At 61.8% G+C, this 18,428-nt stretch carries 16 protein-coding genes; 4 read left to right on the top strand and 12 right to left on the bottom strand.

The features are described 5' to 3' along the window. The first annotated feature begins 2 nt into the window (after nucleotides 1–2). Together mltB and CLU92_RS26250 are read left to right on the top strand one after the other, a co-directional pair. Nucleotides 3–1,148, top strand: coding sequence for a lytic murein transglycosylase B (gene mltB / locus CLU92_RS26255; RefSeq protein ID WP_101484256.1), 1,146 nt, complete (start codon nucleotides 3–5; stop codon nucleotides 1,146–1,148). 438 nt (nucleotides 1,149–1,586) lie between these two features. Next, entirely contained in the window at nucleotides 1,587–1,919 is a 333-nt protein-coding gene (locus CLU92_RS26250; protein ID WP_101484255.1) for a hypothetical protein, read from the top strand. 247 nt (nucleotides 1,920–2,166) lie between these two features. Here CLU92_RS26250 and cysM read toward each other — a convergent pair whose 3' ends face one another. Then, nucleotides 2,167–3,069, bottom strand: coding sequence for a cysteine synthase CysM (cysM, locus tag CLU92_RS26245; protein WP_101484254.1), 903 nt, complete (start codon nucleotides 3,067–3,069; stop codon nucleotides 2,167–2,169). Nucleotides 3,070–3,317: 248 nt separating this feature from the next. Here cysM and CLU92_RS26240 point away from each other — a divergent pair, with 248 nt between their 5' ends. Next, nucleotides 3,318–5,072 (top strand): cyclic nucleotide-binding domain-containing thioredoxin-disulfide reductase, encoded by a 1,755-nt coding sequence (locus CLU92_RS26240; RefSeq protein ID WP_101484253.1) that lies wholly within the window; start codon nucleotides 3,318–3,320, stop codon nucleotides 5,070–5,072. Here the strand turns inward: CLU92_RS26240 and CLU92_RS26235 are convergent, their stop codons facing one another. Then, nucleotides 5,073–6,428: a M28 family peptidase gene (locus CLU92_RS26235; RefSeq protein ID WP_101484252.1), complete on the bottom strand. Its 1,356-nt coding sequence runs from the start codon at nucleotides 6,426–6,428 to the stop codon at nucleotides 5,073–5,075. Between the two features lie 209 nt (nucleotides 6,429–6,637). Here CLU92_RS26235 and CLU92_RS26230 point away from each other — a divergent pair, with 209 nt between their 5' ends. After that, entirely contained in the window at nucleotides 6,638–8,203 is a 1,566-nt protein-coding gene (locus CLU92_RS26230) for a phospholipase D family protein (RefSeq protein ID WP_101484251.1), read from the top strand. Nucleotides 8,204–8,296: 93 nt separating this feature from the next. Here the strand turns inward: CLU92_RS26230 and CLU92_RS26225 are convergent, their stop codons facing one another. The 10 genes from CLU92_RS26225 to CLU92_RS26180 form a co-directional block, all read right to left on the bottom strand. Next, entirely contained in the window at nucleotides 8,297–8,974 is a 678-nt protein-coding gene (locus tag CLU92_RS26225) for a helix-hairpin-helix domain-containing protein (RefSeq protein ID WP_101484250.1), read from the bottom strand. A gap of 175 nt (nucleotides 8,975–9,149) precedes the next feature. Then, entirely contained in the window at nucleotides 9,150–10,103 is a 954-nt protein-coding gene (gene rfaE1 / locus CLU92_RS26220) for a D-glycero-beta-D-manno-heptose-7-phosphate kinase (protein WP_101484249.1), read from the bottom strand. Beyond that, nucleotides 10,100–11,467: a UDP-glucose/GDP-mannose dehydrogenase family protein gene (locus tag CLU92_RS26215; RefSeq protein WP_101484248.1), complete on the bottom strand. Its 1,368-nt coding sequence runs from the start codon at nucleotides 11,465–11,467 to the stop codon at nucleotides 10,100–10,102. Before CLU92_RS26215 ends, rfaE1 begins: the two co-directional genes overlap by 4 nt. Before the next feature lie 82 nt (nucleotides 11,468–11,549). Then, entirely contained in the window at nucleotides 11,550–12,725 is a 1,176-nt protein-coding gene (gene lapB, locus CLU92_RS26210) for a lipopolysaccharide assembly protein LapB (RefSeq protein ID WP_101484247.1), read from the bottom strand. 46 nt (nucleotides 12,726–12,771) lie between these two features. After that, nucleotides 12,772–13,074: a lipopolysaccharide assembly LapA domain-containing protein gene (locus CLU92_RS26205; protein WP_077400759.1), complete on the bottom strand. Its 303-nt coding sequence runs from the start codon at nucleotides 13,072–13,074 to the stop codon at nucleotides 12,772–12,774. Nucleotides 13,075–13,309: 235 nt separating this feature from the next. Beyond that, nucleotides 13,310–13,615, bottom strand: a complete 306-nt coding sequence (locus tag CLU92_RS26200) for an integration host factor subunit beta (RefSeq protein WP_008446215.1) — start codon at nucleotides 13,613–13,615, stop codon at nucleotides 13,310–13,312. 17 nt (nucleotides 13,616–13,632) lie between these two features. Further along, on the bottom strand, nucleotides 13,633–15,345 hold the full coding sequence (rpsA, locus tag CLU92_RS26195; RefSeq protein ID WP_071650172.1) for a 30S ribosomal protein S1: 1,713 nt from the start codon (nucleotides 15,343–15,345) through the stop codon (nucleotides 13,633–13,635). A gap of 115 nt (nucleotides 15,346–15,460) precedes the next feature. Further along, complete coding sequence (gene cmk, locus CLU92_RS26190; RefSeq protein ID WP_101484246.1) at nucleotides 15,461–16,129, bottom strand: (d)CMP kinase; 669 nt, start codon at nucleotides 16,127–16,129, stop codon at nucleotides 15,461–15,463. Nucleotides 16,130–16,145: 16 nt separating this feature from the next. Then, a complete protein-coding gene (gene aroA / locus CLU92_RS26185) occupies nucleotides 16,146–17,501 on the bottom strand; it encodes a 3-phosphoshikimate 1-carboxyvinyltransferase (protein WP_101484245.1) in 1,356 nt (451 codons plus the stop codon). 18 nt (nucleotides 17,502–17,519) lie between these two features. Continuing rightward, nucleotides 17,520–18,428: a prephenate dehydrogenase/arogenate dehydrogenase family protein gene (locus CLU92_RS26180; protein ID WP_101484244.1), complete on the bottom strand. Its 909-nt coding sequence runs from the start codon at nucleotides 18,426–18,428 to the stop codon at nucleotides 17,520–17,522.

Raw genomic sequence — 18,428 nt, 5'->3', positions numbered from 1 at the left:
CCTTGTTACCGATCAAAACCTCCGCCCTGTCCCTGCTCCTCTCCCTTCCCCTGTGCCTGGCGACCGCGCACGCGGGCGAAAACAGCAATATTTCCGCAGCCGACCGCGCCCGTGCCGTGCGTGCGGCAAAGGCGCCGCCCGCCAAGGCGACGGCAAAAAAAGCACCGGCGAAATTCGACTTCGAAGGTGAGTTTGTCGACTATGCCAACTGGAAAGAAGTACGCGCCTTCCTCGATGAAATGTCCGCCAAGCACGGTTTTGACCGCGCCGAACTCGATACCCTGATCGGCAAGGTGCGCTATGTCGAGTCAACCGTGCAGTTGATGAAGCCGGCCCCGCCTGGCAAGCCGAAGAACTGGCAAGCCTACAGCGCCCGCTTCATCGAGCCGGTGCGCATCAATGCGGGCGTGAAATTCTGGGAAGAGAATGCCGAAGCGCTGGCGCGCGCCGAACGCGATTATGGCGTGCCGGCCGAAATCATCGTCGGCATCATCGGCGTGGAAACCGTGTACGGACGCAACACGGGCCGTTTCCGCGTGCTCGATGCGCTGACGACCCTGGCGTTTTCCTATCCGGAAAGCCCGACGCGCGCCGCGCGCATGGAATTCTTCAAGGGGGAACTGGAAAACGCGCTGCTGTACGCACGCAAGGATGGCATCGATCCCTTGACCCTGCTCGGCTCGTATGCGGGCGCCATCGGCCTGCCCCAGTTCATGCCCAGCAGCATCATGAAATACGCGGTGGACTTCGATGGCGATGGTCACATCGACCTGCGCAATTCCACCGCCGACGCCATCGGCAGCGTGGCGCATTTCCTCGTCGAACACGGCTGGCGGCGCGATGATCCGGCCATCAGCACGTATCGCGTCACCGTCTCATCCAGCCACGCCTGGGAAAAGTTCATCGGTCAGGGCTTGCAAGCCAAGTACCGGTTGGCAGAATTGCAGGAAGCCGGCGTGAGTACCGTCTCATCCCCACCCCAGAACATGCTGTTCGGCTTGATCGATCTGCAAAATGGTTCAGAAGCAACTGAGTATCACTTGGCAAGCAATAACTTTTTTGCTATAACTCAGTACAACAGAAGTTATTTTTATGCCATGTCTGTCATCGACTTGGGCAAGGCCATCAGCCAAGTGCGCGCACGCTAACCGAAAGTCAGTGTAAAGTTATAATATTACTTGTAAGAAAGCGTAAGCGATGTTGAAGCGACCAGCAAACAGGTCTATGGTGGGAGCGATAACATGTGCCAGCCTCGCTCGCCAGCCTTTGTGCGGCACGGAATACAGAAATGGTTCTACACTTAACTTTTGTCAAAGTACAATTTTTGTTCTATGATAGAGCATAATAAAGAATAAATAGCTGTTGCAACAAGACAACACTTATTTTGCGCAAAGCAAGATTATCAGGCTTTCCGGTCTGAAATTGAATCCTGCTGTACAATTGTGTATATATCATGAAAAACTGTATCCCGGATCGTACCGTGTGTGAATTCGTTCCTTTTGGTAAAGAATGAACATGAACGCAGCAAGAGCGAGCTCCGAGTGTTTTTTACTTTGCAGTGCAACTACAGAAGGAACATTAACATCATGACAAACCAAGTCGGCATTGATATGAACAGCGATTCGGACTCCGACGATCTGCTCCAGTACAACCCAAACAGATTGCTCGATACCCTGATCGAAAACCTGCGCCTGAAAAATGACGCAGCGCTGTCCCGCGCGCTGGAAGTCGCGCCACCGGTCATCAGCAAAATCCGTCACCACCGCCTGCCCGTCGGCGCTTCGCTGCTGATCCGCATGCATGAAGTGAGCGACCTGAGCATTCGCGACCTGCGTTACCTGATGGGTGACCGTCGTAACAAATTCCGCATCAGCGACAAGCAATTCAAGCCAAAAGAAGGCGAAATGCCACAAGGCTGATCCTGCCAGTTTCGCAGGTTTTCCCTCCCCGCCATGGGGAGGGGGTATTTCCAGCACTTCTCAGGCCGTTCTGGCCGATATAATTTCCTACCGTATTCCCAACGCTGTATCGACGCCCAACAAAACCGTAGCGAGCGGTAATGATTTGTGGCTAAGAAGCGCAACCGTGCTCTGCACGGGGGCGCCGAGCCGGTGAGCATCGCCGGCCGCAAAGCGCGCCGCGCGAGCTTCGCTTGGGCGTCCTGCATCAGGCAGGGAAGACACCCGTCGACAAGTAACGGTCGCCGCGATCGCAGACGACGAACACGATGGTCGCGTTTTCCACCGTTTGCGAGATGCGCAGCGCAATTTCGCAGGCGCCGGCCGCGGAGATGCCGCAGAACAAGCCCTCTTCCGCCGCCAGGCTGCGCGCCATGCGCTCAGCCACTCCCTGGCTCACGTATTCCACTTGGTCCACGCGCGACTTGTCGTAAATTTTCGGCAAGTACGCTTCCGGCCATTTGCGGATGCCGGGAATCTGCGATCCATCCTCTGGCTGAGCGCCGATGATCTGGATGGCGGGATTCTGTTCCTTCAAATAGCGCGACACGCCCATGATGGTGCCCGTCGTGCCCATGGCGCTGACGAAATGGGTGACTTGGCCATTGGTATCGCGCCAGATTTCCGGCCCCGTGCTTTCATAGTGGGCACGCGAATTGTCTTCGTTGGCGAACTGGTCGAGAATCACGCCGCGGCCATCCTTCTGCATCTGCTCGGCCAGGTCGCGCGCATATTCCATGCCGCCCGTTTTCGGCGTCAACAAGATGTCGGCGCCGTATGCGGCCATGCTCTGACGGCGTTCCACACTGAGGTTGTCTGGCATCAGGAGCAGCATCTTGTAGCCGCGCAAGGCGGCGGCCATGGCCAGCGCGATGCCCGTATTGCCGCTGGTGGCCTCGATCAGGGTATCGCCTGGCTTGATGACACCGCGCTCTTCAGCGCGCTTGAGCATGGACATGGCGGCGCGGTCCTTCACGGAGCCAGCCGGGTTGTTGCCTTCCAGCTTGCCGAGGATGACGTTGTTGCGCGCAATCGCATCGGCGCCCGGCAAGCGCGTCAGTTGCACCAGCGGGGTATTGCCTATCGTATCTTCAAGTGTCTTGTAAGCCATCGTGTCTGTTTGAGTAAATTCAACAAAGACCCATTCTAATATGAGATGCTGGACGGCGTATGGCTAAAAACCGCCGCCCCGCCAGGCAGCCCACGCTGCTCCCGCCTGCGCGCCAGGCCGCATGGCGCCTGACTTTGCGCCATGCCAGGGCTGCCGCGTGCGTTGCGCCAGCGAGCCGCGCGCGCATGCGCTAGACTCGTGACGGTTAGTTATTTTAGTAATTTGCTTATTCAATCAATGGATCAGTCATGAGCAGCAGCGCACCCGAATTCATCCCCGAAACCACGCAGGACGATCCCGTCCAGGCCAGCAGCCTCGATATCCAGGGCCGCATGCACCAGATTTCCCCCGTTTTCACCGAAGCGGAACTGCGCCGCTTGCAGCGCTATGGCGCGGTCTGCCACTATGCGGACGGCGCCACCCTGTTCGAGGCGGGCAGCAGCAGCTTCGGCATGCTGGTCATCCTGGCGGGCCACGTCGCCGTCACGCGTCACGAGGGACTGGGCCGCACCTCGCTGATGCGAGAAGTCGGCCCCGGCCACTTCATCGCCGAAGTGGCGCAATTGTCGGGCCGCCCCGCCCTCGTCAACGGCCATGCCGTGGGCAACGTGGATGTGCTCGTGATCAGCTCGGAATCCCTGCGCGCGCTGATCGTGGCAGAAGCGGAAATGGGCGAGCGCATCGTGCGCGCCCTGATCCTGCGCCGCGTGGCCTTGATCGAAGTCAATTCAGGCGGCCCCGTGCTGGTGGGGCCACGCGGCAATGGCAATCTGTTCCACCTGCAAAGTTTCCTGTCGAGCAATGGCCACCCGCACACGGTGCTCGACCCGGCCAGCGATGCGGCGGCAGCCGCGCTGGCCAAGCGCTACCAGCCAACGCAGCAGGAATGGCCGCTGGTGGTGTGTCCCGACGGCAAGGTCATGAAGAATCCCGGCAATGCGGAACTGGGACGCTGCCTGGGCATGCTGCCCGATTTGTCCGGTGACAAGATCTTCGACGTGCTGGTGGTGGGCGCCGGGCCAGCCGGTCTGGCCACGGCCGTGTATGCGGCCTCGGAAGGGCTATCGGTGCTGGCGCTGGAGCAGCGCGCCTATGGCGGCCAGGCGGGCGCCAGCGCGCGCATCGAAAATTACCTGGGTTTTCCCACCGGCATTTCCGGCCGTGCGCTGGCGGGGCGCGCCTATGTGCAGGCGCAAAAATTCGGCGTCGAAATCGCTACCCCGGCCAGCGCCGCCAACTTGCTATGCGACAGCTGGCCCCTGCGCGTCAATCTGTGCGACGGCACCCAGGTGCGCGCCCGCACGGTGGTGCTGTCCTGCGGCGCGCGCTACCGCAGGCCATCGCTGGCCAACCTGAAAACGTATGAAGGACGGGGCGTGTACTACTGGGCCTCGCCCATCGAAGCCAAGCTGTGCAAGCAGGAAGAGATCATCCTGGTGGGCGGCGGCAATTCGGCCGGCCAGGCGGCCGTATTCCTCGCTGCCCACGCGGCCAGGGTGCACATGGTGATCCGCGGCGAGGGCCTCGCTGCCAGCATGTCGAGCTACCTGATCGAGCGCATCGCCGCCACGCCCAACATTACCCTGCACACGCACACGGAAATCATCGCCCTCGAAGGCGACGACGATGGCTTGACGGGCGCCCGCTGGCACAACAATCAAACGGGCGAAGAGTGCGATTGCGCCGTGCGCCGCGTGTTTCTCTTCGTCGGCGCCGATCCGAACACGGACTGGCTGCACGACTGCGCCGTGGCCGTCGATGAGCAGGGTTTCATCCGCACGGGCTTCGACGTCACGCGCGCCGAATGCCGCGCCCACGGCCATGCAATCTACCCGCCCGACTTGCCGGACCGTGCCGCGCTGGAAACGAGCGTGCCGGGCGTGTTCGCCATCGGTGACGTGCGCGCCGGCTCGACCAAGCGCGTGGCCGCCGCCGTGGGCGAAGGGGCGGCGGTTGTTTCGCAGATTCACGGCTTTCTTGCGCGCCTGCCAGTCGGTTCCTGATTAGCGCAACGGCATGGGGTAGCTTGCCACGCTGACATTGCCGTCGCGATCGATGGCCTGGACGCCAAAGAAATAGTTATCTTTAGACAGCTTGACCTTGGCCTCGGTGACATTACCCACGTCCTGTGCCCCCTGCCACTGGTCTGCCGTGGTGGCGCGCCAGACAATGCGGTAGCCGGCCAGGTCCGGCTCCGTGTTCGGCTGCCATTGCAGCGAAGTGGCGTTCTCCAGCTGGGCCGTGCGCACCTGCACGCCGGCGGGCGCGGCGGGCGCCAAGGCCAGAGAAGCAAGCGCCGCCGCATTCACCCTTGCCACTTTCGCCACATAATCGTAGTCGACGAATTGCGGCAAATCGCCATACTGCACGCCATGCTCCACGCGCACATCCTGATGCTGGTGGGAAAAATCCTCGTGCGGTTCCGTGAAACGCAGCGCGGCGTAGCCTTGCGCGAGGAAAGGCATATGATCGCCGCCGCGCAGGTAGCGGTCGGCGCGCTGGATGACGTTGACCGTAAAGCCCGGTACGTAGCGCTCGCCCACCTGCTTCACGTGGCGCGCCAGCTGGCGCGAGATGGAATCATTTTCTCCACCCGTCGCCACCAGGGCGCGCACGCCATCGCTCATTTCCTTCACTGCAGGGATGCCCTCGGCAAACAGGCGCACCTGGCCGCCATCGACCGTGCCGTCGTCGGCGCGCGAACTGCCGATGATGTCGTTGTTGAGCATGCCGGCGATGTTGAGCTTGTTCAACTTCGCCTGCTGCGCCCAATGGCCGGAACCCAATAAACCCTGTTCCTCGGCCGCCACCGCCATGAAGACGAGCGTGGCATCGAACTGGTAGCGCGCCATCACGCACGCCATCTCGATCACGGCCGCCGTACCCGATGCGTCGTCGTTGGCGCCGGGCGCGTCGCCCTGCGCATCCATCACGTCGGTGGCGCGCGAGTCGTAGTGGCCGCTGACGACATAGATGCGCCCGGCCGATTGCGGCTGCTTGCCCGGCAGGGTCGCGACCACGTTGACGATTTCAGTCGGCCTCGCAATGCGCTTCGACACGGGCGCCACATGGCTGTCGAACGCCACCTGCAGTCGTCCGCCCGCCTGCGCGCCGCAGCGCTCCAGCTCAGTCTTGATCCAGCGCCTGGCCGCGCCGATGCCGCGCGTGTCGGACGCGGTATCGGACATGGTGTGACGCGTCTGGAAACTGACCAGCTTGCGCACGTGCGCCTCAATGCGCTGCGGCGATATCTGCGCCACGACGCGCTCGATCTGCGGCTGCACCACTTCGGCACCCGGCGCTGCCGCCATGCCCGCCGACAGCATGGCTGCCGTCACTCCCGTCAACATCCCAACCATGCCGCAGTCTCCTGATCATTAACATTGATGATTGATCATTCTCGCATTTTTGACGGCAGGCAAGGATGTTCCAGGATGAAAATCGTGCATTGCAGAAACTGCTACAATCGGCCACTACCCGTCCCGCTCAGGAAAGACACCCGCATGCGCCAGTCCCCCCTCTACACCGCACGCCGTACCAAGCGCGCGGTCCGCTGACGGTGCGCCGCATGTTCGTCAAACTGCTGCTGCTGGCCACGCTGTTTGCCCTGCTCAGCATCGCCGCCCTGTACAGCTATGGGCGCTTTGCCGAACGGTCGCTGGGCGCACCGGGAGCAGCCTTGCCCGTCGCTGCAGACGCCACCCTGCTCGACCGCGTGCTGGCGCCGCAGCTGGCGCAACGCCCGGACCAGAGCGGCACGGCCCTGATCGACGACAATCTCGAAGCGTTCGCCCTGCGCGCCCTGAGCGCGCGCGAGGCGGGCCGCAGCATCGACCTGCAGTACTACATCTGGCACAACGACGTCACGGGACGCCTGCTGGTGCGCGAACTGCTGCGCGCGGCAGACCGCGGCGTGCGCGTGCGCGTGTTGCTCGACGATATCAACGCGCGAGGCCAGGACGCCGCCATCCTCGCGCTCGACAGCCATCCGCTGATCGACGTGCGCATCTTCAATCCGGGCCGCAACCGCGATGGCATCTGGCTGCGCGCCATGGAAATGGCCTTGCGCGCCGTCAGCCTGAACCGGCGCATGCACAACAAGGCCTGGATCGTCGACGGCAGGGTCGCCCTCGTCGGCGGGCGCAATATCGGCGATGAATACTTCGATGCCGCCGAGCAAGTCAATTTCCAGGATGCCGACTTGCTGCTGGTGGGGCCCGCCGTGCAGCAGACGAGCGACATCTTTGACCGCTTCTGGAACAGCCGCGCCGTCATCCCCATCGGCGCCTTGCATGCCGGCAAAAACGCGGGCGCTGCGGAACTGCAGGCTGTGCGCGCCCGCCTCGATGCGCTGACGGGCGAACTGGGCGCCTCGCCCTACCTGCGGCAACTGACCGATGCGGGCCAGTTGCAGGCCCACCTGGATGGCCGCTTGCGCCTGCACTGGAGCGCGCAGGTACAAGTATTGTCGGACCCGCCGGAAAAAGCTGCGCCCGTGGCCAGTTTGCAGCGCAGCGAGCACTGGCTCATGCACAGCTTGCTGCCCCTGTTGACGCAGGCGCGTGAAGAAGCGCTGCTGACTTCGCCCTACTTCGTGCCCGGCCAGGCGCTGACGCAGACCCTGGCCGAGAAGGTCGCCGCCGGCGTCAAGGTCCAGGTGCTGACCAACTCGCTGGCCGCCACCGACGTTGCCCTCGTGCACGCGGGCTATGCGCGCTACCGCGAAGCACTGCTGGGCGGGGGCGTGGACCTGTTTGAATTGAAGACCCTGCACCGCAAGCGCATCAGCCTGATGGGTTCGAGCCGCGCCAGCCTGCATACCAAGGCCGTGGTGGTGGATGGCCAGCGAGGCTTCGTCGGCTCCTTCAACCTCGATCCCCGCTCGGCCCAGCTGAACACGGAGATGGGCGTGCTGTTCGACGATGCCGCGCTGGCGGCCGACATGCGCACGCTGTTCCTGCACTCGACGGCTAGCGATACCAGCTATCGTGTATTCCTCGACAACGGCGCCCTGCGATGGTCCGACGCCACCGAAGAGCCCGCCAAGGTGTGGACGCACGATCCCGAAGCGGGCTTCTGGCGCCGCATGCTGGTATCCGTGATGCGCTGGCTGCCGATCGAGTCGCAGTTGTAGGTGCATAAAAAAACCCCGCGCGGCCGGTACCACGCGGGGTTTTCTTCTCGTGCTGCGCGGCACCACCACGCAACACGCTTTACAGCAACACGCTTACTTTTTCTCGGCTTCAGCCTTCTTCGCATCAGCGGCAGCCAGCTTCGCCTCTTTCTTCGCGGCAGCGGCGGCAGCCTTCGCTTCTTTCTTGGCCGCGGCAGCTTCCTTCTTCGCTTCCGCAGCGCTTTTCACCGGCGCGGCGCCATCGGCTGCGGCGGCAGGAGCGGCAGGAGCGGCAGCCTTGGCGGCGGCGGCTTCTTTCTTGGCAGCTGCAGCGGCGGCCTTGGCTTCTTTCTTCGCGGCAGCAGCTTCTTTCTTCGTTTCAGCGGCTGTCTTGGCTGGCGCCGCAGCGGTGTCGGTCGCAGCAGCTGGCTTCGGTGCGGCTTCTTTCGCTGCAACTTCCTTCACAGCAGCTTCCTTTTTTGCCGGGGTAGCTTTCGCCACCGGGGCCGCTGGCGCGCCGGACTTGGCCTGGCCATTCACCTGCAAACCCGCTTCCGACAGTTTCACGGCACTTTTCGGGCCGATGCCCTTCACGCGGCTTTCGAAATCAGCCCAATCCTTGAAGGCGCCGCCCTTGGCGCGTTCATCGACGATGGCTTTCGACGTGACGGGGCCGATGCCCTTGACGCTGTCGAGTGCCGCCTGGTCCGCCTTGTTGACATCGACTTGGGCAAAGGCAAAGCCCATCGTCGCGATCAGGGTGACGATGGCCAGCAGTATTTTTTTGAACATGGGTATCTCTCCGTGGTGTGGTTTCAAGATAACTCGAACGCAAGGGAGGAACAGCGCCTTAACGGCTTTAACGGCTGGGGCGTGATACGGTTGACAAGACGGGACAGCGGAAGAAGGGGACAACCTGCGCCAGATCAAACGGCCGGCGCAGGCAAGATGTGGAATACAGCGGCGATTACTGCGGGAACAGCTCTTCGCGGGTAACGGTGGCCGTGCCCAGCTTGCCGACGACGATGCCGCCGGCCCGGTTGGCCGTACGCACGGCGTCACCCAGGCCCATGCCGGCGCCCAGCATGGCCGCCATGGTGGCGATCACCGTATCACCCGCGCCCGAGACGTCGAATACTTCGCGCGCATCGGTAGGCATGTGCAACACCTCATCGGCCGTGTACAGGCTCATGCCCTCTTCCGAGCGGGTCAGCAGCAAGGCTTCCAGGCCCAGTTGCGCACGCACCTGCTGCGCGCGCTCCGTCAATTGCTCTTCCGTATTCCAGTTACCGATCACGCGGCGCAATTCGGACTTGTTCGGAGTGAGTACTGACGCTCCTGCATAACGGCTGAAATCATCACCTTTCGGGTCGACCATGACGATCTTGCCGGCGGCCCTGGCAGCCTTGATCATCTCGGCCACATTCACCAGGCTGCCTTTGGCATAGTCCGACAGGATCACCACGTCGTAGTGCGGCAGCAGCGCATTGAATTGCTTGAGCTTGTCGCGCAGCACCGTATCGCTGGGTGCATCCTCGAAGTCGATACGCAGCATCTGCTGCTGGCGGCCGATCACGCGCAGCTTGATGATGGTGGAAATGGCCGCGTCGCGCTGCAGATAGCTGTGGATGCCGCCCCCCTCGAGCAGGCGCTCGACCTGGCTGCCGGCCTCGTCGTCTCCGACCACGCCCAGCAGGCTCGTCTTCGCTCCCAGCGCGGCGGCGTTGCGTGCCACGTTGGCAGCGCCGCCCAGGCGCTCCTCGCGCTTCTCGATGCGCACGATGGGCACCGGTGCTTCCGGTGAAATACGGCTGACGTCGCCGAACCAGTAACGATCCAGCATCACATCGCCCACCACCAGCAGGCGCACCTGGGCCAGCGCGGCCGGCGCCGTCAAGGCTGCCACCTCGTGGGCGCTCATGCGCGTGTCAGGATCGAGCGACCGATCCCGTGGTATTCGATGCCATTCTCGGCCATGACGGCCGGCTCGAACAGGTTGCGTCCGTCAAAGATCACGGCCTGCTTCAGGCGCGCCTTGACCTGCTCGAAATCGGGACTGCGGAAGGCTTTCCATTCGGTCACGATGACCAGCGCATCGGCGTCCTGCAGCGCATCCTTCGAACTGTCGGCAAAGCGCACCCTTGCCAGTTGCTCCGGCGTCAAGTCCAGTTGCAGCACGCGGCGTGCCTCGGCCATGGCGACGGGGTCGTACACGGCCACCGTGGCGCCGCGACCGAGCAAGTCGGCCAGCAGGACGCGGGCCGACGCTTCGCGCATGTCGTCCGTATTCGGCTTGAAGGCCAGTCCCCACACGGCGAAATGCCGGCCCGTCAGATCTTCGCCGAAGCGAGTGACCACTTTGCGCCCCAGCACCTGCTTCTGCTGGTCGTTGACGGCTTCGACGGCACGCAGGATCAGCAACTCCTGCCCGTAGCCGCGTGCCGTGCGCTCGAGCGCCTGCACGTCTTTCGGGAAGCAGGAACCGCCATAGCCGCAGCCCGCGTACAGGAAGCTGTGGCCGATGCGCGGGTCGGAACCGATGCCGTGGCGCACGGCCTCGATATCGACACCCACCTTGTCGGCCAGGTTCGCCAGTTCATTCATGAAGGAAATACGCGTAGCCAGCATGGCGTTCGCCGCATACTTCGTGAATTCGGCCGAGCGCACATCCATCCAGTACGTGCGCTCGTGGTTGCGGTTGAACGGCGCGTACAGGATTTTCAGCAACTCGCGCGCGCGATCGCCATCCGGTGTGGCATCGACGCCGATGACGATGCGGTCCGGTCGCATGAAGTCTTCGACGGCCGCGCCTTCCTTGAGGAATTCCGGGTTGGACGCCACCGAGAACGTGGCGGCAACGCCACGCGCGTCCAGTTCGCCCTGGATGGCGGCACGCACTTTTTCGGCCGTACCAACGGGCACGGTGGACTTGTCGACGATGACCTTGAAGTCCTTCATGTACTTGCCGATGCCGCGCGCGGCCGCCAGCACGTATTGCAGGTCGGCCGAGCCGTCTTCATCGGGCGGCGTGCCGACGGCGATGAATTGCATCACGCCGTGCGCGGCGGCGGCCTCGACGTCGGTGGAAAAGGTCATGCGGCCGGCGGCGCGGTTGCGCGCCACGACTTCTTCCAGCCCCGGTTCATGGATGGGGATGCCGCCGCTGTTGAGCAAGGCTACCTTCTGTGCGTCCAGGTCGAGGCAAAAAACATCGTTGCCCAGCTCCGCCAGGCAGGCGCCCGTCACGAGGCCCACATAGCCCGTGCCGATAATGGTGATTTTCATGGTTGTGCCGTATTTCTGAAATATAGGTGTTAAATACGAGTACACGCCACGTTGCGCGGGGCAAGGTGGCGTGTACGATTGATCAGTTCATGACATTCAATTCTTCCGTGCGGCGTGGCGGGTAGGTTTCCCACTTGTTGCAGCCCGGGCAATGCCAGTAGAACTGGCGTGCCTTGAAGCCGCAGTGGCTGCACTGGTAGCGGGCCAGCTTCTGCGTGTAGCCATGCACGAGGTTCTTCACCATCGACAGCTCGGACCAGATGGCAGCCGGCGCATCCATCATGCGCGCCTCGAGCAGTTTGTCCAGGCCCAGCAAGGTCGGCGTGCGGCGCAGCTCGGCGCTGACCAGCTGCTTCGCCGCTTCCACGCCGTCGAGTTCGATGACAGCCTTGAAGACGACTTCGATCAGGTCGATCGACGACGCCTCTTCCAGGTAGGAGCGCAGCAGATTGACGCCTTCCTGCGCACGCCCCACCTTGGTGTAGCCATCCATCAGGCGCTGCGCCACCAGGGCCACGTGCGGCACGCTTTGCTGCTCCACGCGGCGCCAGGTGGTCAGCGCGCCTTCCACGTCGCCACGCGCCAGCAGCACGTCGCCCGTCAGGATGGTGGCGCGCACGCTCTTGCGGTCTGTCAGCAGGGCTTTTTCCAGCAACGGCATGGCGTCGTCCGGCTTCATGTGCACCAGCGCGTCATGCGCCAGTTCGCAATAAAACTGGGCGATTTCCTTCTGGCGCGCGCCGGCGCCCGCTTCCTGCAAGCCCACGGCCGCTTCGATGGCGCGCGGCCATTCCTTTTCGCGCTGGTAGATTTCCAGCAGCGCGCGGCGCGCCTGGGCCGCATATTGCGTGTCGATCAGGCTATTGAAGGTTTCTTCGGCGCGGTCCAGCAAGCCTGCCTTCAGGTAGTCCATGCCCAGCTCGTAGGCGGCGTGGCCTTGCTGTTCCACCGGCAAGTCCGGGCGCGCCAGCAGGTTCTGGTGCACGCGGATGGCGCGCTCCGTCTCGCCGCGGCGGCGGAACAGGTTGCCCAGCGCAAAGTGCATATCGGCCGATTCCGGGTCCAGCTTGACGACTTCGATGAAGGCATCGATGGCCTTGTCATGCTGTTCGTTAAGCAGAAAATTCAAGCCCTTGAAGTAATTGCGCGGCAGGCTGCGCGATTCGGACACCAGTTGATGAATGTCAACACGCGCGGCAATCCAGCCCAACGCGAAAAACACCGGGATACCCAAGAGCCACCAGAGTTCAAAATCCATGCGATTGTTTTTATTCGAGTAAGAGAGATAGGAGCGATGGCGCCGCTTACTGCGCGCTCACGCTGTCCGGTTGCGGTTGGACATTGCTGGCCACGCCAACGGTTTGCAGCGCGGCAATGGTGGTTTTTTGCTTGCTTGCTTCGCGGCGGTGACGAAACACGGTCGGCGTCAGGGCCAGGACGCCCAGGCTGGCGCCGGCGACAAAAAAGCCCAGCAGCATCAGGACCAGGGGGCCGCGAATTTCATAATTGAGGAAAACATGCAGGTCGACAACCTGCGCATTCTTCAGCGCAAAACTGAAGAACAAGACGAAAAGAACACAGCCAACGATGGTGGAGATGATTTTCATCGATACGCCCAGAAAGTACAAAAAATGCCCGTATGGCACAACCTTGGAATGCCTGGCAGAAGCGTAGCGAGCGTCAGTGATTTGTGGCCAAGAAGCGCAACCGTACTTGAGTACGGTGAGCATCGCAGGCCGCAAAGCGCGACGCGCAGTAGCTTATGTCAGGTATTCTCAGCATATTAACAAAAAAAAGCGGCATCCAAGGACGCCGCTCTTTATGTCGCCTTCCAGCAGACGATTAATCCTCGATAATCGGTTGCCCGACCATCGCGTCCACCCGCTCGCGCAACTGTTTGCCCGGTTTGAAGTGGGGTACCCGTTTTTCAGGAACCATCACCTTGTCGCCGGATTTCGGGTTGCGACCGATGCGCGGGGGCCTGCTGTTCAGGGCAAAACTGCCAAAACCGCGGATCTCGATACGCTGACCGGTCGCCAGGGCGTTGGTCATCGCATCGAGAATGGTCTTGACGGCATACTCCGCATCTTTCGCCACCAGCTGAGAATAACGCTCAGCGAGGCGGTTGATCAGCTCGGACTTTGTCATCTGCCGTATCCGCAGTCTTAGTTCTTGTTATCGAACTTAGCTTTCAACAAGGCGCCCAGGCTGGTGGTGCCCGAAGCTGCGTTGTTGTCGGTAGCTGCCATCTTCTGCATGGCTTCCTGGGTTTCAACATTGTCTTTCGCTTTGATCGACAGTTGGATACCACGGGCTTTGCGGTCGATGTTCAACACCATTGCTTCGACGGTATCGCCGACTTTCAGGTGCGTACCAGCATCTTCAACGCGGTCGCGCGAGATTTCGGAAGCGCGCAGGTAGCCTTCAACTTCTTCGGACAGTTGGATCACGGCGCCTTTAGGCTCAACCGATTTAACGGTACCGGTTACCAGCGAGCCTTTGTCGTTCATGGCTGCGAAGTTGTTGAATGGGTCACCTTCCAGTTGCTTGACGCCCAGGGAAACGCGCTCGCGCTCAACGTCGATGGCCAGAACGATGGCTTCCAGTTCGTCACCTTTCTTGAAGCGACGCACGGCTTCTTCGCCGGTTTCGGTCCAGGACAGGTCGGACAGGTGCACCAGACCGTCAATGTTGCCGGCCAGGCCGATGAACACGCCGAAGTCGGTGATCGATTTGATCGCGCCGCGGACTTTATCGCCCTTCTTGTGGGTAACGCCAAAGTCATCCCAAGGGTTGGCTTTGCACTGTTTCATACCCAGCGAGATACGACGACGCTCTTCGTCGATTTCCAGAACCATCACTTCTACTTCGTCGCCCAGTTGGACAACTTTGTTAGGAGCAACGTTTTTGTTCGTCCAGTCCATTTCGGAAACGTGTACCAGACCTTCGATACCCTGTTCCACTTCCACGAATGCGCCGTAGTCGGTCAGGTTCGTTACTTTACCGAACAGACGGGTGCTTTGTGGGTAACGACGGGACAGACCGGTCCAAGGATCGTCGCCCAGTTGTTTCACGCCCAGCGAAACACGGTTTTTCTCTTGATCGTATTTCAGGACTTTGGCGGTGATTTCCTGGCCAACCGTCAGTACTTCCGACGGGTGACGTACACGGCGCCATGCCAGGTCGGTGATGTGCAGCAAGCCATCGATACCGCCCAGATCCACGAACGCGCCGTAGTCGGTGATATTTTTGACGACGCCGGTCACGACCGTGCCTTCTTTCAGCGTTTCCATCAGTTTCTGACGCTCTTCGCCCATCGAAGCTTCGATGACGGCGCGGCGGGACAGAACCACGTTGTTACGCTTGCGGTCCAGTTTGATGACCTTGAATTCGAGGGTTTTGCCTTCGAATGGGGTGGTGTCTTTGACAGGACGGGTATCAACCAGCGAGCCCGGCAGGAATGCGCGGATGCCGTTGGTCAACACGGTCAGACCGCCTTTGACTTTACCATTGACGGTACCGACGACGATTTCGCCCGATTCCATCGCTTTTTCCAGAGCCAGCCACGAAGCCAGACGCTTGGCTTTATCGCGCGACAGGATGGTATCGCCGAAACCATTTTCCAGCGATTCGATCGCCACGGAAACGAAGTCACCAACTTTGACTTCCAGTTCGCCGTGGTCGTTCTTGAATTCTTCGACAGGGATGAATGCTTCGGATTTGAGGCCAGCGTTCACGATCACGAAATTGTGGTCGAGGCGCACGACTTCAGCGGAAATAACTTCGCCGGAGCGCATATCTTGACGCGACAACGATTCCTCGAAGAGCGCAGCAAAACTTTCCATACCGGTAGATTCGTTAGTTGTAACAGTAGACATAGGGTTCACACAAGTTAACCAGCAGAGATCGCACCATGCGACTTAAACTGGGTTAGGTTTTTGACACACCCGGACTGGCCAGGGGCCGTCACGGGCACCACATAGCAAAAAGACGCTATTTTGTTACGGCGGCATACCATTTCAACACGGTTTCAACGGCAACATCTGCCGTCATTTCCGACGTATCGAGGACATGCGCCCCTTCCGCGGGGACCAGCGGCGCAATCGCACGGTGAGTATCACGTTCGTCCCGCGCCTGCAAATCCATCAGAAGGTCTTCCATATTAGCAGAAAAACCCTTGTCTATCAATTGCTTGTAGCGCCGTTGCGCGCGCGCCTCGACGCTGGCCGTGAGGAATACCTTCAATGGGGCATGCGGAAAGATCACCGTGCCCATGTCGCGCCCGTCGGCCACCAGGCCCGGCGTCTTGCGAAAACCCAGCTGCAAGCCCACCAGCGCATGCCGAACGGTTGGCAAAACTGCAATTTTCGACGCCGTGTTGCCCACTTCTTCGGCACGGATCTGCTCGGTAACGTTTTCCTGCGCCAGCAGGATTTCGCCGCCTGCAAAATGGCAGGGCAAGTGCTCGGCCAGCTTGGCCAGCGCATGCTCGTCGCGCAAGTCCGTGCCGCGGCGCAGCGCCGTCAGGGCCGTCAGGCGGTACAGCGCGCCCGAATCCAGGTAATGAAAGCCCAGCTTGTCGGCCACGCGGTGCGCCACCGTGCCCTTGCCAGAAGCGGTGGGTCCGTCGATGGCGATGACTGGAATGTTGGAGGTTGACATAGTGTTAAAAAATTAATTAAATCAAGGTATCTTTGGCAATCCCCGCGAATGCGGCGAAATACTCGGGGAAGGTCTTGGCCACGCATTTCGGGTCATTAATACGCATTTCATTGCCACGGCGCGCGGCGCCGTCCAGCGAGGCGAGCGAGAAGCACATGGCCATGCGGTGGTCGTCATACGTGTCGATGGTGGCGGCAAGAATCTGTGCCGGCGGCGTCACGCGCAGGTAGTCGGCACCCTCTTCCACTTGCGCGCCCAGCTTGCGCAACTCTGTTGCCATGGCGGCCAGGCGGTCCGTTTCCTTCACCCTCCAGCTGGCGATATTGCGCAAGGTCGAAGTACCATCTGCGTACAGGGCGGCCACGGCGATAGTCATGGCCGCGTCGGGAATGTGGTTGAAATCCATGTCGACGGCTTTCAGGACGCCGTTCGAGCGGGCTTCGATCCAGTTCTCGCCCATGGTGATGGTAGCGCCCATCTGCTGCAAGGCTTCGACGAAGCGCACGTCGCCCTGGATGCTGTCGCGTCCCACGCCTTCCACGCGCACGGGACCGCCGCCGATGGCGCCGGCCGCCAGGAAATACGAGGCCGACGAAGCGTCGCCTTCGACGTGAATGGTGCCCGGACTTTGATATTGCTGGCCCGGCTGCACGGTGAACGACTGCCAGCCGTCATGCTCGACCGTCACGCCGAAACGGCGCATCAGGTTCAGCGTAATCTCGATGTACGGCTTCGAGATCAACTCGCCCGTTACGGCGATGGTCACCGCATGGTCGCGCGCCATCAGCGGCGCCACCATCAGGAGGGCCGTCAGGAACTGGCTCGACACATTGCCGCGCACGGCGATGCGCTGGGCGTGGATGTGGCCGCGGCGGATGCGCAGCGGTGGGAAACCCTGCTCGCCCGTGTATTCAATCTGCGTGCCGACGGCGTTCAGCGCGTCGACCAGGTCGCCGATGGGGCGCTCGTGCATGCGCGACACGCCGTGCAGGGTGTAGTCGCCGCCGATGACGGCCAGCGCCGCCGTCAGCGGGCGGATCGCCGTGCCGGCGTTCCCCATGAACAGGTGGGCCTCGTGGTGCGGGAAGACGCCGCCGCAGCCTTCCACGTGGTGCACCTGGTGGGCCGTGGCCGGGTCGCCCGTCATGTCATCCTGTGTCCATTTGACGCCCAGCGAAGTCAGTGCCGTGAGCATGACGAAGGTGTCGTCGGAGGCGAGCAAGTCGATGATTTTCGTCGTGCCCTTGGCCAGCGCGGCCAGCAGCAGCACGCGGTTGGAAATGCTTTTCGAGCCGGGCAAACGCACCGTGCCTTCGGCGTGCATCACCGGTTTCAGATCGATATGGTGAGGGTAGTGCTTGGTCTGGGTCATGCTGGAATCCTTGAGTATTTATTGTGCGGGCGCGGCAGGAATTTCCGCCGTTTCAATCGCCTCGATCCATTGCTGCCGCGCGTGCTGGGCGTTCGCATACACGCCCTCGATGGCGGCGCCGTCGTTGGCCGCCAGGTGTGCGCGCAAGGTGGTCAACTGCGCCAGGTAGGCATCCAGTTCCTGCAGCAGCGCCGGCTGGTTGGCCAGGCTGATGTCGCGCCACATTTCCGGCGATGAGCCGGCGATGCGCGTAAAGTCGCGAAAGCCGCTGGCCGCGTATTGAAACAGCAGGCCCGCGTGGGACTTTTTGGCGATGTCGTCGACCAGCGCAAAGGCCAGCAAATGCGGCAGATGGCTGACGGCGGCAAACACCTTGTCATGTTCTTCGGGGCTCAAGTTGCGCAGGATGGCGCCGCAGGCGCGCCACGCGGCCGCCACCCGTTCCACATCGGCGGCGCTATTTTCTGCCAGAGGCGTGAGCACCACTTTCTTGCCTTGATACAGATCGATGATGGCCGCGTCAGGCCCGTTCGTCTCGCGTCCCGCGATCGGGTGGCCGGGCACGAATTGCGCCACCTTGCCACCGAGCGCTGCGCGCGCGGCCACCACTACGTCGCTTTTCGTGCTGCCCGCATCGGTGACGATGGTGCCCGGTTGCAAATGCGGCGCGATGGACGCCAGGATGGCGCCCGTTTGCGCCACGGGCGCGGCCAGCAGCACCAGGTCGGCGCCGGCAACGGCTTGCGCCATGTCGCCGCCGATCTCGTCGATGATGCCCAGCTCCAGGGCGCGCGCCATCGATGCCGGCGAGCGGCCCATGCCGACCACCTTGGTCACCGCGCCCGCATGCTTCAAGGCGCGCGCGAACGAGCCGCCGATCAGGCCTACGCCAAAGATAACTACCTTGTTCAATGCAGGCGTCGTCAT

It is taken from the genome of Janthinobacterium sp. 61, from assembly GCF_002846335.1.
Lineage (GTDB): Bacteria > Pseudomonadota > Gammaproteobacteria > Burkholderiales > Burkholderiaceae_D > Janthinobacterium.
Note: the sequence above shows the minus strand (reverse complement) of the source record. Positions and strands in the feature narration are given on the sequence as shown.